We start from the raw sequence: 14,292 nt of genomic DNA, 5'->3' as shown, positions 1-14,292 counted from the left end.
TTTCCCCTACTGAGTTAGCTATTAGCCCTTTATTACGTGTTAAGAATTCCACGCAAAAAAAAACAAGAGATTGATCTAGATCAATCCTCAGCACTTTTTTCCTACCTAATCGTAGGGATACCTGAAAGAGGATGAATCCGTGTCAAGTGATGCAGTTGTGAAACGAGATAATATGAGCTGGCTAGAGTTGGAAGCACCACGCTACACCAGTTATCCTTCCGCCCATCACTTTGTCCCACAAACTAACGAAAGCCCCTACCGCCAGTGGCTGGAAAACATTGGTTATCATAAAGCTGTTTCAGTCTATATCCATATCCCTTTCTGCCGCGAACTTTGTTGGTTCTGCGGTTGCCACACCAAAATTACTCGCCGCCATAAACCTATCTACGACTATATCCAGGTTATGCTCCAGGAAATAAAAATGCTCCAACATTTCATAAAGGGCAAAGGAACCCTGGTTAACATCTATTTTGGTGGGGGATCGCCTAACTTGTTAGAAGATAGCGATCTACGATCCATTTTAACAAACGTCTCTTCGATCTTTAAAATTGTCACATTACGCGAGTCCTCAATTGAGCTTGATCCTCGCACTACTTCCCCAGAGAAAGTTGCATTATACAGTTCCCTTGGCTTTAACCGGGTTAGCATCGGTGTTCAAGATTTTGATCCCAAAGTACAACTGTCAATCAATCGGTTTCAGCCTTATTCTCTCGTTGAAAAAGTGGTAAAAAATTTACGTGCCGCTGGCATTGACCAAATAAACTGTGACTTGATCTACGGTCTACCCCATCAGACCTTGGGAAACTTTCGTAATACCTTAGAAAAAACCATCTCCCTTAATCCTTCGCGGATTGCTATTTTTTCTTATGCCCATATCCCACACATCAAAAAACACCAGCGGATGATTGATGCTACATGGTTACCTTCACCCAAGGAAAAACTATCGTTATATTTGCTTGCCCATGAATTTTTGCAAGAAAATGGATATACAGCCATTGGCATTGACCATTTTGCTAAACCGGCTGACCCACTAACCATAGCCTTCAAAAACCATACCCTGAAGCGCAATTTCCAAGGGTACGTTAGCGATGATACGGAAGTGTTGATCGGGATTGGCAGTTCTGCCATTAGCCACTTCCCTCAAGGATACGTGCAGAACAGCCCCAATATGCCAGAATATCAAGATCTTGTTGGCAACAACACGCTACCTACCATCCGGGGATGGCAAATGAGCAAAGATGATCAGTTACAAAAAACTGTTATCGATGAGTTATTATGTTTTATGCGTGTCGATCTTGAAGAAATCAGCAAACGGTTTGCTGTCGATCCCTCTTATTTCAAAAAAGAACTAGATACCTTACAATCTTTGGAATCGTTGGGTATTGTAAAAACCAGTGGGTACGTCGTTGAAATCGTTAGTCAGTACCGCATGACAGCACGGGTAGTTGCCTCTGTTTTCGATAAGTACCATAGTACCATGGCCGGTAGATATTCCAAGGTGGTTTAAAGGATAGATTCACCGCAACCATTGGCTTCTTTGCGTTACCTGAACAAACCAGCCAAGGGGGTTTTCCCTATATATGTCAAGATCAAGTTAGCCCTTCGATCAAAAAATGGGTTTGGCCTTGTTGACCCCTGAAAAATTGGGATTTTGGAAAACCACCTTCTTTAAGAATACGATCAAGATCTTTTTTTAAGATAGTAATTGGATCAATTTCCGCTTGATGCCTAATGGTGAGGAAAATTTAGGGGATAAATCGTCTTTTTCTATCAGTTTGTCCATTAAATAATTTTTTACTGGAACCATTTTGTTCGCTGCATTCAGCAACATCTTCCTTGCCACCTTGGCTGGCGGGCTATCGTCTGTGTAAAGACCAACAATCATATTTGTCACCATGTAAAGCGGTCGGGTTGCACGTCGATGTAAATATTGGTAGCGGCTTAATATTTCTTCTTCTCCGATATCCCGGCCAGATTGCAAGGCTTCCTTGAGAAGTTTACTAAGAATATGTTGGCTTCTCAACCCGAAATTGAACCCATGGGCTGTCACAGGGTGCATACCAACAGCCGCATCGCCTACTAAAGCAAATCGGCGGCTGATAAATTTCTCTGCATACATTCCAACCAGTGGATAAGCATAGCGTTCACCAACTAATCTCATTTCGCCTAGCCTATACTTAAATTGTTTTGAAACCCAAAGGTTAAAATCAGCAGCCGGTAATTCTTTGATTCGCTGTGCTTCCAATGGCGGCATCGTAATAATAATTGAAGAGCGGTTATAATTAAGTGGCAGGATCGCCAATGTGTGCCCGTAAAAAAAGCATTCGTGCGCGCCCCCATCATGGGGCAAGCTATGCTCCATTTGACTGACAACCATTGTTTTCTTAAAATCCAGCCTCCTGGCGGTAATTCCAGCTTTTTTGCGTGTTTCGGAAAAACGGCTGTCAGCCGCTATCAGCAGTTTTGCTGTTAAACAACGCCCATCTGAAAGGATCACTTTAGCATGCAAAGTGTGTAATTCTAAATCTGCGGGTACCACGCCATTAACTAAAGTGATATTCTGGCAGCTCCTCACGACTTCATACGCAGCTGTGCGAATCTGGTGATTAGGCACGATAAATCCCAGCTGATCGGATCGCCTTGATGATAGATCCATAAAGCTTGCTGATACCCCGTCAAAAACCTTTAGCTGCCGGATAGTGGAAATAGAATTAGATGGGATATTTTGCCAAACCCCAAGTTGTTCAAGAAGTTCCCGTGAAAAAGGGGTCAGAGCAATATCCCTGCCGTCTACTACCGGTTCTGCAATGGCATCCCTAGTTTGTTTTTCGATAACTGCCACCGAAAGACCTGACATCGCCAATGACTTAGCTAAACACAACCCTGCTGAACCGGCGCCGACAATTAACACATCATAGGAATTTTCCATATTTACCCTCTTAAATTTTTAACCAGAAAACCAGTTCCCCACTTTAAGGCCCTTGATGTTATTTGGTGTATTGGTTGCTAAACCTATCGATACTTCATTGCCTATTTAGATCATTTGTCCTATTATCAGGCTGAGTCGTTGTCATCTCTTTTTATAAAAAACAATGAAACAGCAGTTTATTAGTATTTTATGTGATTTTATGCAAGCCGCCCAAAAAGAACGCGGCTATTGTTATTTATATTTGCACAACAATAAAGATGTTGCTGTAAACCTAGAAAAACAGTTCTCCATCGTTGATGGATATATCAAGCTTTTAGCTCTATTAGCAACGAAAAAAAACCCGAAGATTACGTTATTACTTAACACCATCCGCTACCTGTCCGCAAAAAGGAAATATGTGATTGCCAGAATGTTGAAACCCGCTGAGGTGCTGGCGTTTTATACTCGTGACATCATTGCTCCCGTCATTGATATTGTACAGGAGATGGTAGTGTTCGACCCTTCCAATCATCCTGCCAAAGTTTCTGCCTTCATCAATTTTCTGCATTGGAAAGAACGTATAGGGCTAGAGCGCGCGTTGGGCGCCGAGTTACTCAGCCTTGATTGGTCGAACGCCACTGATTTTAAAAGTAGGATGGAACATATTATTTCTGAACAGCAAGCCTATGAGCGCATGTTTCTAATGCTTGCGGATAATCAAGAACGGAAGGCTATCGAAGATTTAAAAATAGGCAATAACATTTTTCAAAAGATCCAAAATATCAATCAAGGTTTTTCTAAAGGAACCCTTCCAGAGGCCATGCAATCGATTACCGTGCAGGAATGGTTTGATTTGTTTACCGCCCAAATGGATTTGCTACATGGGGTAGGAAAAATGATTGCAAAAAATCTTGCGACAAACGGCGACATTAAACCGACCCCGAAATCATTGTCAGAGACACCTAAAGAAGCCCTTATTGAAAAAGGGGTCCGCGCCTATATGGATACCATCCGGGCACTACCCCTGTTTTTCGGGTTGGATGAAGAAAGATTGCAAGATATCCTTAAACATGCCCGCGTTATCAGCGCCCATAAGGGTACGATAATCTTTATACAGGGCGAGCAAGCATCTCGCTTTATATTGTACTAGAAGGCTGGGTAAAGCTTTTCAAGGGTAATGTAAGTGGGCAAGAATCAATCCTTCAGATGTTAACGGTCGGAGAAACGCTGTTGGAAACGATTATTTTTAATAACCTTCCATTTCCAGTTAGTGCGCAAGCGGTGGATAATGTAAAATTGCTTTCCATCCCAGCATCCGTCGTGCGTGAACAACTTCAGAACAACAAAGAATTGGCCATTAACATGCTTTCTAATGTTGCCGGAAGATCACAAGCACTAATTACCCAATTCGAGCAATTGACCTTGAAAACAGTTCCGCAACGAATCGGCTGGTTCTTATTAAAACTGTTCCTAGAAAACGGTGAACGCAAGAAAAACTTGAAGCTACCTTACGACAAATCCCTGATTGCTGGTTTTTTAGGAATGAAGCCTGAGACATTCTCGCGTACATTACAGCAGTTGAAGGAACAAGGAATTGACATCAATCATAAGAGTGTTGAACTGCTAGAGGTATTGGCCCTGTGTAACTACTGCGACATGGAACTAGCAACCAAGTGCAGCCGTGCCGGTACCAAGGAATGCCCAAACCCCGATTTATGTAAATAGTTGATCTGTATCAAGTGCTGCAGGTATTTTCTGTCCTAGTCTCTGCACGTCCTAGCCTTGAATGCCTAAGTGCCAGCGTTTTATTGACATATGGGATCAGGGCCGCAACCGTGCGTGGTTGCCAAGGTAGTTGTGGAAACGCCTCTACCTCCCTCGAATTTGGAAAGGATAACATGCGTAATTTGGAAGACAGTTTTGGCAGAAAGTTCCCCTATCTGAGATTGTCTGTGACTGATGCCTGCAATTTCCGTTGCCAGTATTGTTTGCCCAATGGCTATCAAAAAACTGAGGCCTTTGAGTTCCTTTCTGAGCAGGAAATTATTCGTCTAGTCACAGCCTTTGCTAGCCTGGGCGTAGAAAAATCCGGCTTACCGGTGGGGGAACCAACGCTTCGGCGGGATCTTCAGCCATTGCTACTTCCATTTCCCGTATTCCCGGAATCCAAACTATCGCGTTGACTACCAATGGCTATAACCTGAAAGACAAGGCTGACGTTTTTTTTGCTTCCGGTATCAACGCCCTTAATGTCAGTGTGGATAGTTTGAACGCACAGAAATTTCATGCCATCACTGGGCATGATAAATTAGCAGAGGTGCTGGGGGGGGTTGAAGCTGCCCGTCAGGCCGGATTCCGCAACATAAAGATTAATACGGTGCTTTTGAAGGGTGTGAACGATAATGATTTACCTGAGTTTCTTGACTGGATAAAAAAAGAACAACTCTCCATCCGATTTATTGAACTGATGCAGACCGGTAACAATCTGGACTATTTCAAAAAACATCACCTAAGCGCAGATACCATCAAACAAAAATTACTGGAATATGGCTTTTCTTTATGCTTGCGCGCACATGACGCTGGCCCGGCTGTAGAATTTGGGTGTGTTGGTTACGCGGGGAAAATTGGTTTAATTGCTCCTTATTCCAAAGATTTTTGTACAAGCTGTAACCGCTTGCGTGTAACAGCCCGTGGGGAATTACGGCTATGTCTCTTTGGGGAACAGGGATACAATTTGCGTCCGTTGCTTGAATCAGATGGGCAGATAGAAGCACTAAAAGAAAAAATTCTGGGGCTCCTGCATTTTAAGCACAAAAGCCATTACCTGGGACAAGGTATCACCGGGATCACGCCACATCTGGCATCAATTGGGGGATAGTAAAAATGCAAAATATGTTTCGCATGATCGATGTGGGGGATAAGCCCGTGACTCATAGGATAGCTGTTGCATCGGGGAAAATATACGTTGGCAGTACGGCCTTCGCCTTAATTCGTGACCGCCAACTCCCTAAGGGCGACGTGCTGATGTTAGCTGAAATAGCGGGTATCAACGGGGCAAAAAAAGCTTATGAGATGATCCCCCTATGCCACCCGATGGGACTGGATCATGTAAAAATAATCACAGAACTAGATGAAGAAAAGTCATCTGTTACAGTGTTCTGTTTTACGTCCACCCATGCTAGAACCGGGGTAGAGATGGAGGCATTGGCAGGGGTCAACGCCGCACTGCTTACCATATGGGACTTAACCAAAATGGTTGAGCCAGATTTGCAAATAGGCAATATCCTCCTCCTCGCCAAGATGGGTGGCAAGAAGGGATTGTGGTTAAATCCTGCGGGTGTGCCCGACTGGGTAATGGCCGTAATCCGACCGGCACCACAACCCACCCTTTCCGCTAGGAAAGTCGTTGTGCTGACCATGAGTGACCGGGCATATAAGGGAGTGTACGAAGACAAATCGGGCGCAGTGCTTAAAGATATGCTCATGCAGCATGGCGCTATTATTGTCGATTATCGGGTAATCCCCGATGAATTGGATACCATACGTTCCACCGTCCAGGAGATCGTTAAGGACATGCGCCCGCGCTGATTGCCTGTACGGGTGGCACGGGCGTTTCTTCGCGTGACGTAACACCGGAAGCGCTGACTGCATTGTTTGACAAGGAAATTCCAGGTGTTGGCGAATTACTGCGTAGCGACGGAGCGAAGCACACAGCGCTTTCCTGGAGCAGCCGCTCCATTGCCGGAACCATCAACAAGACGTTGGTCATCACACTTCCTGGCAATCCCTCGGCCGTGAAAGAGGGTATGGAAGTGTTACTGCCTATCTTATCCCCCATCCTGATTCGCATTATGCGTGGAGAAAAAGGATGATAAGCTATCCCGAAGCCTTGCAAATTATCTTGAGGCACGCTGCACCCTACAGTCGGAAAAATTGCCATTACTTGCCGCCCTGGCAAAAATCGCTGCCGCCGACATCACCAGTGCAATGGATGTGCCAAGCTTCCGCAATTCGGCAATGGATGGGTTTGCTATACGCCGCGCTACTATCGCCAGCGCTACTGTGACACATCCTGTTACCTTGCAAATTACCGGGACAATTGCCGCCGGGGATATCGTTGCTAGCCACGGAAAGGATTTATGCGCCGTGCAGATCACGACCGGTGCGTTCATACCGGAACCGTTTGATGCGGTTATCCCTATTGAAGCAGTGGCGGTTGCAGGCAATAAAGCAACCTTCATTCGCCCCGCCCGGGAATATGAAAATATCCGCTTCCCGGGTGAAGATGTGCGCCACGGCCAGACAGTACTTCGCCGTGGTGAAGTGATTACCGCTGAACATATTATGCTCCTTGCCTCCCTCGGTATCGGTCGCATAAATACGTGGAAATTGCCAGATTTGTATCTTTTTGCCACAGGCCAAGAAATCATCGATAACACAGACACATCATTGCCAGAAGGAAAAATTTATAATTCTAACGCCCCATATTTGATGGCACGTTGCCGAGAGGAAGGATTCACGGCCCATTATAGCGGTATTATTGCCGATGACGCCGCGCAATTCGAGGAACGCATCAGCTTAGTTAAGGCTGGCTCCATCATTGTTACCACCGGCGCCGTATCAAAAGGCGTCAGGGATTTTATTCCTGAAAGCCTGAAGCGTCTGGGGGCAACTACGCATTTTCACCGTGTCAATATCCGCCCCGGGAAGCCTGTATTGTTTGCCACACTACCGAATGGCAGTTGGTTTTTTGGATTGCCAGGCAACCCGATTTCTGCCGCTATTGGATTTCGTTTTTTTGTAAAGCCCTTACTACGGGTATTGCAAGGATTACCTGTAGAACAACCGATTATGGCCCGGGCCGAAAACAGTTTTACGAAAAATGGAAATTTCCGTCAGTTCCTCAAAACTGCACTTAAGGTTGGACCAAAGGGCGAATTGAGAGCCACTATTGTTTCCGGTCAGGAATCGTTTAAAATAAAACCGCTTGCAGAAACGAACGCCTGGGTTGTCTTGGATGAAGATCGCTTAGAATGTATGCCAGGTAGCTTTGTTCCCGTTTTTTTCTTTGGTGCGGGCGGAACCCCCCTATCACTGCAACCTTTGAGGGATGTCCCTTTCACGTGCAAAAACTGATTAATGTTTCCGTCTTTGCCTACAACACCCTTATCTCCCTGGAACATACAGGATTAGGAAAATCAGCATGACTTCTTACTTTAAACAGGAAGCACAGATGTCGCCCTACACAGGTACCCAGTGGGTTCATATTATACAACCGTCACAATGAACTGGGACATAGCCTTGCACTCAAAAATTGAACCCATTGGCGCGGTGGTATTGGCAGGCGGGAAATCTTCACGCATGGGTCGCGACAAGGCATACCTCCCTTTCCGGGATATGCGCCTGATCGACCATATGCTACAACTCTTGGACAAACTGGGCTGCTCACCTGTTGTTGTTAGTGGAAAAGCAACAGGGTATACCGCAGTTGAGGATATTTTCCCTCACGCGGGGCCTGTCGGCGGCATTTATGCAATAACGCAAGCAGCTGTAAAAGAGAAATGGCCCCGCGCCTGGCTATTCGTACCGGTGGATATGCCGCTGCTGACCCCTGCCTTACTAAACCGCCTGCTGTCATACCACTTGACCGATGGCTGTGATGGCGCTTGTTTTACCGACAAGCCTCTCCCCCTTTTTATCCGCCTGCACAATCATGTGCTGGCAGCAATCAATCAGGCAGCCGCCAAAATAGCCGCAGGCGGACAGGTGGCCGTGCGTCAACTACTGGAACAGCTAAAAATATGTAGGGCCACGCATTCAGATATGGAAGCCGTCCAGCTGACCAACGTTAACACCCCAGAAGATTGGAAAAGGATCACAAGCTTATGAATGTGCGTATTAGTGAAGGGCAATTGCGTTTCCGTATCACGCGGGAGGAGGTTATAGAGTTGCTTCAGGGAAATATGTTAAGGATTAGGCTGCCATTTTCGCCCATTCCTTATTACCATGTCCGCTGTGAATCACTTTCATCCCCCCTGACCCTTCGTGAAGAAGGGATGGGGCTTACACTGCTGGTGGACCGTAGCGCTTTAGAAAAATTGAAACAAAAATTGCCATCACGCGAGGGAATTGTGCAGGAAACCAGGTTGGGCGGAGAAGATTGGTTGCTGGCACTTGAGGTAGATGTGCGCGATTCCCCACTAGGCGCAACATATAAACACTATAGGGAGATGGCCTAAATCACTTATGAAATCAGCCCCAATCTAAATATTATTAATCAGGGGGGCTGTAGTAGATTGAGTTATTAATAGGACCATTTTTTCCAGATTTTGTGGTAAAATAGGGCTGCTGTGTTCACTTGGATGCCTACCAAATCTGCAGCAGATCGCGCCGTCACTTCCAGCACAAAAAATTCTAACACCCTCATCTGCTTTTTCTTCCTTAATTTACAATAATTTACCTTCATTGCAGTAGCTTACCTTACTTGCTATTCTGCTAAAGCCCCTTAATTGTTTTGGCTGCCTTTTTCGCAGCGGATGGATCACTATTATGTCGAAGCCTTGCTCTTGCTTTTTTTAAAGCTATTTCGGGATAAACTTCAATGGCAAGGCGTTTTTCTTTGCTCGTAAAGCAATATTTCATACACCAATATTTTGCCCATTTGGCATAATTTCTAGATACAAGCCATTCGCATCGGATAATTTCTTGGGCTTTTTCAGCAGGCTTTGCGTTTTTACAAGCTTCGTTGGTTAAAGGCATGCGGGGGCATGTAAATTAATTTATGCCCCAGAATGTTGTAGCTTTCTTAAAGACTGATAGACGGCCTTGGACATAAAATGCCCAGCAGATCAATGATCTGTCACAAGGGTAGCTGGACTATTTAAGATTGTTTAAGATAGGAAAATGGCGGGAGTGACGGGACTCGAACCCGCGACCTACGGCGTGACAGGCCGTCGCTCTAACCAACTGAGCTACACCCCCACAAAACACAATCAGGCGATTGTGTATATGGAAGCCGCCTTGAGGCAAGCACAACAAAGCGGCGAAAACCCCCACGCCGGATTTAGCGTGAGTAAAACTCAATAACCAATTTCGGTTGCATTTGAACCGGGTACGGCACATCTTCAAGCAACGGTACGCGTTTAAAAGTGGCGCGCATCCCCTTACTATCCAATTCCAAATAATCTGGCACATCGCGCTGATTGGAAGCAACTGATTCCATGACCAAAATCATCTCTTTGGATTTTTCACGAACTTCCAGCACATCGCCCTCTTTTAACTTGGCGGAACCGATATTCACCGATTTGCCATTAACCAAAACATGGCCATGATTGACCAATTGCCGCGCTGCAAACACAGTCGGGGCAAATTTCGCACGGTAAACCAAGCTTTCCAAACGGCTTTCAAGCAACCCAACCAAGTTCTGGTCGTTATCGCCGCGCCGACGCACCGCTTCTTGATAAACACGGCGAAACTGGCGTTCGCCGATATTGCCGTAATATCCCTTCAAGCGCTGCTTCGCCAATAACTGCACCCCGTACCCTGTCGGTTTGCGGCGCTGTTGACCATGTTGCCCCGGACCATATTCCCGGCTATTCAACGGGCTTTTGCTACTGCCCCACAGATTAACACCCAGGCGGCGGTCAATTTTATATTTCGATTGGATTCTTTTGGTCATCCTGTTTTCTTCAACCTATAAGTTTCAATTAAAACCTTGTACAAATTCGAAAGAAATTTATCTACCATAAACTTCCCAAGCCAGTCCTAGATGGCTGCTTTAGCAATCTGGCACTAGCAACAATCAAAAAAATTTCTCAGCCAAAAACGACTGACGACGCATTTTTCTACTCTGTCATAATAGCGATGTCAAGAATAAACCAACCAAATCTATCATCATTTGCTATTATAGAAACCAGGTAACACCCTGTATTTATGAGTTGTTTAAAGGACGCTCCAAAGCCCGGATGATCCCATATAGGGTTTTAATGTCCTGTTCGTCACATCCGCCCGCTTTAAAAAGCCTTGGATATTGCGAAGGGTGATCGGCCGACGATCCGCATCCGACAAAAAACCCTTATCCAACAACCTTGTTTCCAGAAAATTGATAAATTGCCTGATTTGTTCCTGATTGGCAGGCATTGTTTCATTCAGCACCAGTTTTTGTGGCTGAATATTTTCTGCCGTTGCTTGGAACCATTCATAACCGACAATCAGCACAGATTGGGCTAAATTTAATGAAGAAAAATCAGGGTTTAATGGCACAGAAATAATATCGTTGGCTAGGGCGACTTCTTCATTGTTCAACCCCGCACGCTCCGGGCCAAACAAAATGCCACAACGGTTGCCTTGCAAAATTTCTGTATGAAGTTGTTGGGCTGCCGCTTTCGGGGTTAACCAGTTTTTAATCACATGGCGTTGGCGGGCGGTGGTCGCATAAACCTGATGTAAATCGGCAACCGCTTGATGACAATCTTCATAATATGTGGCCTGATCCAAAATCCAGTCAGCCCCGGCAGCCAATGGCCAAGCTTGCGGATTTGGCCAACCGTCACGCGGGGCCACCAGGCGCAAATCATTCAATCCACAATTGCCCATCGCCCGTGCCACTGCCCCAATATTCTCAGCCAATTGCGGACGGCATAGGATAACGGCAAAACCTTCTGGTGTTTTTGGCTGCATCACGCAAACGCACTTATACGTAAGAAAAAATAATTACCGGTTAACTCAAGGGGCAACGCAGATCACCGTTTATCATGCGCAATGCCCAACAACCATAATGTTATCGCAGACACTGCATGTGGTTTGCCTATTTCCGCAGCATGCCGATCTGGATTTGCTTAGCAACAATAGCGCTTTCATTGGGTAACAATTCGACCTTTACCCGCGCCGTCCCTTGCTCATAAAATCCCAAAACTTTTGCCGCCTGGCTGGAAACATCAATAATTCTATTCTTAGCGAAAGGACCACGGTCATTTACCCGTAAAATAACGGAGCGGCCATTTTCCAAATTTGTCACCCGCACAACACTGGGAAGGGGTAAGGTTGGATGGGCGGCTGTCAAAGAATTTTGGTTATAAACTTCCCCATTTGCTGTAGCACGGCCATGAAAAGGTTTTCCATACCAAGATGCAACACCCGTATTCTTATATTGTTGATATTCTTGCGGATGATACCATTTACCAGCAACTTCATAAGGTTTCCCACTTTATAATGCGGGCGGTAATTCGCAGATCGCTCCGTTGAGGCACAAGATGCCAGAAATATAAGCGTTAATAGCCCTATGAATTTTTGATGATACGGCCGTTGCTAATTATGCGCATGATATCGATCCTATCCAACCATTAGTTAATATAACATATTAGCTTTATTATTTATCTATTTATAATTCAAGTGTTTTTTAATAAAAACTTAATTTGTGAAAAAATTGAAAATTTAATGGATGTTTTTTTATGGATAATTGGGTCATTTCAATTAATTTATGAGGCTAATGTATCATCAATAGGATTTATACTTTCTTTTGTCACGGCATAGCCTAATAAGCCTTTTTGAAAAAGGTTAAAAATAATAATAGACAAGAAAAAAGCAACTGAGTAAAACAAAGGCTTGGAAGGGTGGCCGAGTGGTTGATGGCACCGGTCTTGAAAACCGGCGTGACGGCAACGTTACCGTGGGTTCGAATCCCACCCCTTCCGCCAAGCTCGCTTCTAGAACAATCTCTTAAAACTTAAGGTCATTTTTATTTGCGGGGCTATCCCCGGGATGATAAGGATTCCTAACCCCACTAAAGAGAACATATAATACGCAATTAGCTTCCTCACCCCAATATGCTGCTGAAGTTTAAGGGCAAGGGTTTCATGGTTTTTTGATGAAATCAACACGTCTCAAGTCAATCAAAGTTAAAAAAATAGGCTCAACAGTAATTTTTATTTTAACCTCGTTTTACTTGTGAAAAAATCCTTATAGTAATAAATTCTATGCCATATAACTTGATTTTTCCTAAAAGCTATTCATTTGACTTTGTAACCTTAAAAGGGAAAATGAGGAATATGTGCTAGATAAATTTGCGGGTTTTAATGATAAGCTTCGTAATATAATGGACATGGCAAGGAGAAATTTGTGACCCCAACAATGATTGAAGTTATCGGTGCAAGCCTGTTTGCCATTGCCATCCTGCATATCTTTTCAACCAAATTCTTTGAGCATTTAGCACATACCCGACCCGCTCATGCCGGATTATGGCATTTGTTAGGCGAGGTTGAGGTGGTATTTGGGTTTTGGGCGTTAGTCCTGGTGGTTGTGATGTTTGTTGCTAATGGTTCTACAGCCGCCATCAGCTATATTGATTCCCGTAATTTTACTGAACCGATGTTCATTTTCGCGATTATGGTGATTGCTGCCACCCGCCCCATTTTGCAAACGGCAATGGCCAGTACGCGCTTGTTAGCCCGAGCCATTCCCCTGCCAGGCAGCATAGGATTTTACTTCACCGTTTTGGCGTTGGTGCCTTTACTTGGATCTTTTATAACGGAGCCCGCGGCCATGACACTGGCCGCTCTGATACTGGGCAACAGCTTCTTTAGCCGTGGCATTTCCTCCCGCTTGAAATACGTAACGCTAGGCGTGCTGTTCGTTAACATTTCAATCGGCGGCACATTGACGCCGTTCGCCGCACCACCGGTGCTAATGGTGGCAGGAAAATGGGGCTGGGATATCAGCTTTATGATGTCTATGTTTGGCTGGAAAGTCGCCATCGCAGTCGCCATAAATTCATTAGGCGCCACCCTGTTGTTCCGTAAGGAATTAAGCCAATTGTCGCCAGATAATACAGACAATAATGAACCTGTGCCTCCCTTATTAATATTGGTGCATTTGGCGTTCCTCGCAGGAATTGTGATATTCGCCCATCATCCCGCCATTTTCATGGGCCTGTTCCTATTCTTCCTGGGAGTGGCCACTGCCTATCAACACCATCAAGACCGCCTCATTCTGCGTGAAGGGCTGTTGGTTGCCTTTTTTCTGGCAGGATTAGTTGTTTTGGGTGGGCAACAGCAATGGTGGCTGCAACCGGTGCTGATGAGCATGAGCACCAATGCCGTTTTCATCGGTACAACCGTTTTAACGGCGTTCACGGATAACGCGGCGTTAACTTACCTTGGCTCACTCGTTACCGGATTATCCGATGAATTTAAATATGCCTTGGTTGCCGGTGCCGTCACGGGCGGCGGGCTGACCATCATTGCCAATGCGCCCAACCCCGCAGGTATTTCGATCCTGCGAAAATATTTCGATGAAAAAGCGGTGCATCCGCTAAAACTATTCCTGGCGGCCTTGCCCCCGACCATCGTAGCGGCACTGGCATTCAAGTATTTATAATTGCCTGATAC

The 14,292-nt window shown here is 45.2% G+C and carries 11 protein-coding genes, 2 tRNA genes, 4 pseudogenes and 1 riboswitch; of the genes and pseudogenes, 11 read left to right on the top strand and 6 right to left on the bottom strand.

What is annotated here, in order from left to right; translation table 11 throughout:
- Positions 1–139 precede the first annotated feature (139 nt).
- Positions 140–1,507, top strand: coding sequence for an oxygen-independent coproporphyrinogen III oxidase (gene hemN / locus IPP67_06275; protein ID MBL0338764.1), 1,368 nt, complete (start codon positions 140–142; stop codon positions 1,505–1,507).
- 186 nt (positions 1,508–1,693) lie between these two features.
- Here the strand turns inward: hemN and ubiM are convergent, their stop codons facing one another.
- Positions 1,694–2,929: a 5-demethoxyubiquinol-8 5-hydroxylase UbiM gene (ubiM, locus tag IPP67_06270; GenBank protein ID MBL0338763.1), complete on the bottom strand. Its 1,236-nt coding sequence runs from the start codon at positions 2,927–2,929 to the stop codon at positions 1,694–1,696.
- A gap of 163 nt (positions 2,930–3,092) precedes the next feature.
- On the opposite strand from ubiM, the gene IPP67_06265 reads away from it, so the two are divergent.
- The 8 genes and pseudogenes from IPP67_06265 (at position 3,093) to IPP67_06230 (ending at position 9,147) form a co-directional block, all read left to right on the top strand.
- Positions 3,093–4,058 (top strand): nitrate- and nitrite sensing domain-containing protein, encoded by a 966-nt coding sequence (locus IPP67_06265; protein ID MBL0338762.1) that lies wholly within the window; start codon positions 3,093–3,095, stop codon positions 4,056–4,058.
- 56 nt (positions 4,059–4,114) lie between these two features.
- Complete coding sequence (locus IPP67_06260; protein ID MBL0338761.1) at positions 4,115–4,633, top strand: helix-turn-helix domain-containing protein; 519 nt, start codon at positions 4,115–4,117, stop codon at positions 4,631–4,633.
- A gap of 36 nt (positions 4,634–4,669) precedes the next feature.
- Positions 4,670–4,819, top strand: a riboswitch (molybdenum cofactor riboswitch).
- Positions 4,807–5,786, top strand: a pseudogene (gene moaA / locus IPP67_06255) (GTP 3',8-cyclase MoaA). (Overlaps the previous riboswitch by 13 nt.)
- A 5-nt stretch (positions 5,787–5,791) precedes the next feature.
- Entirely contained in the window at positions 5,792–6,496 is a 705-nt protein-coding gene (moaC, locus tag IPP67_06250) for a cyclic pyranopterin monophosphate synthase MoaC (GenBank protein ID MBL0338760.1), read from the top strand.
- Positions 6,493–6,780: a hypothetical protein gene (locus IPP67_06245; protein MBL0338759.1), complete on the top strand. Its 288-nt coding sequence runs from the start codon at positions 6,493–6,495 to the stop codon at positions 6,778–6,780. The genes moaC and IPP67_06245 overlap by 4 nt, the downstream gene beginning before the upstream one ends.
- Positions 6,764–8,044, top strand: coding sequence for a molybdopterin molybdotransferase MoeA (locus IPP67_06240; protein MBL0338758.1), 1,281 nt, complete (start codon positions 6,764–6,766; stop codon positions 8,042–8,044). The genes IPP67_06245 and IPP67_06240 overlap by 17 nt, the downstream gene beginning before the upstream one ends.
- Before the next feature lie 165 nt (positions 8,045–8,209).
- Positions 8,210–8,797 carry a molybdenum cofactor guanylyltransferase gene (locus IPP67_06235; GenBank protein ID MBL0338757.1) on the top strand — a complete coding sequence of 196 codons (588 nt, stop codon included), beginning with the start codon at positions 8,210–8,212 and terminating at the stop codon, positions 8,795–8,797.
- Positions 8,794–9,147, top strand: a complete 354-nt coding sequence (locus tag IPP67_06230; protein MBL0338756.1) for a hypothetical protein — start codon at positions 8,794–8,796, stop codon at positions 9,145–9,147. Before IPP67_06235 ends, IPP67_06230 begins: the two co-directional genes overlap by 4 nt.
- Positions 9,148–9,233: 86 nt before the next feature.
- Here the strand turns inward: IPP67_06230 and IPP67_06225 are convergent.
- The 5 genes and pseudogenes from IPP67_06225 to IPP67_06205 form a co-directional block, all read right to left on the bottom strand.
- Positions 9,234–9,374 (bottom strand): annotated as a pseudogene (locus IPP67_06225) (IS1595 family transposase).
- A 438-nt stretch (positions 9,375–9,812) separates the two neighbouring features.
- A tRNA-Asp gene (locus IPP67_06220) sits at positions 9,813–9,889 on the bottom strand.
- Between the two features lie 82 nt (positions 9,890–9,971).
- The gene (gene rpsD, locus IPP67_06215) at positions 9,972–10,586 is read right to left on the bottom strand and encodes a 30S ribosomal protein S4 (protein MBL0338755.1); all 615 of its coding nucleotides are present in this window, start codon (positions 10,584–10,586) and stop codon (positions 9,972–9,974) included.
- A 252-nt stretch (positions 10,587–10,838) separates the two neighbouring features.
- Positions 10,839–11,587 (bottom strand): annotated as a pseudogene (locus tag IPP67_06210) (RNA methyltransferase).
- 127 nt (positions 11,588–11,714) lie between these two features.
- Positions 11,715–12,110 (bottom strand): annotated as a pseudogene (locus tag IPP67_06205) (septal ring lytic transglycosylase RlpA family protein).
- 403 nt (positions 12,111–12,513) lie between these two features.
- On the opposite strand from IPP67_06205, the gene IPP67_06200 reads away from it, so the two are divergent.
- Positions 12,514–12,603: transfer RNA gene (locus IPP67_06200), tRNA-Ser, on the top strand.
- 421 nt (positions 12,604–13,024) lie between these two features.
- Positions 13,025–14,281: a putative Na+/H+ antiporter gene (locus tag IPP67_06195; protein ID MBL0338754.1), complete on the top strand. Its 1,257-nt coding sequence runs from the start codon at positions 13,025–13,027 to the stop codon at positions 14,279–14,281.
- Positions 14,282–14,292 lie beyond the last annotated feature (11 nt).

It is taken from the genome of Rhodospirillaceae bacterium (assembly GCA_016722635.1).
Lineage (GTDB): Bacteria > Pseudomonadota > Alphaproteobacteria > JAEUKQ01 > JAEUKQ01 > JAEUKQ01.
The sequence above is the reverse complement of the archived record's forward strand: the minus strand, read 5'-3'. Positions and strand labels throughout refer to the sequence as shown.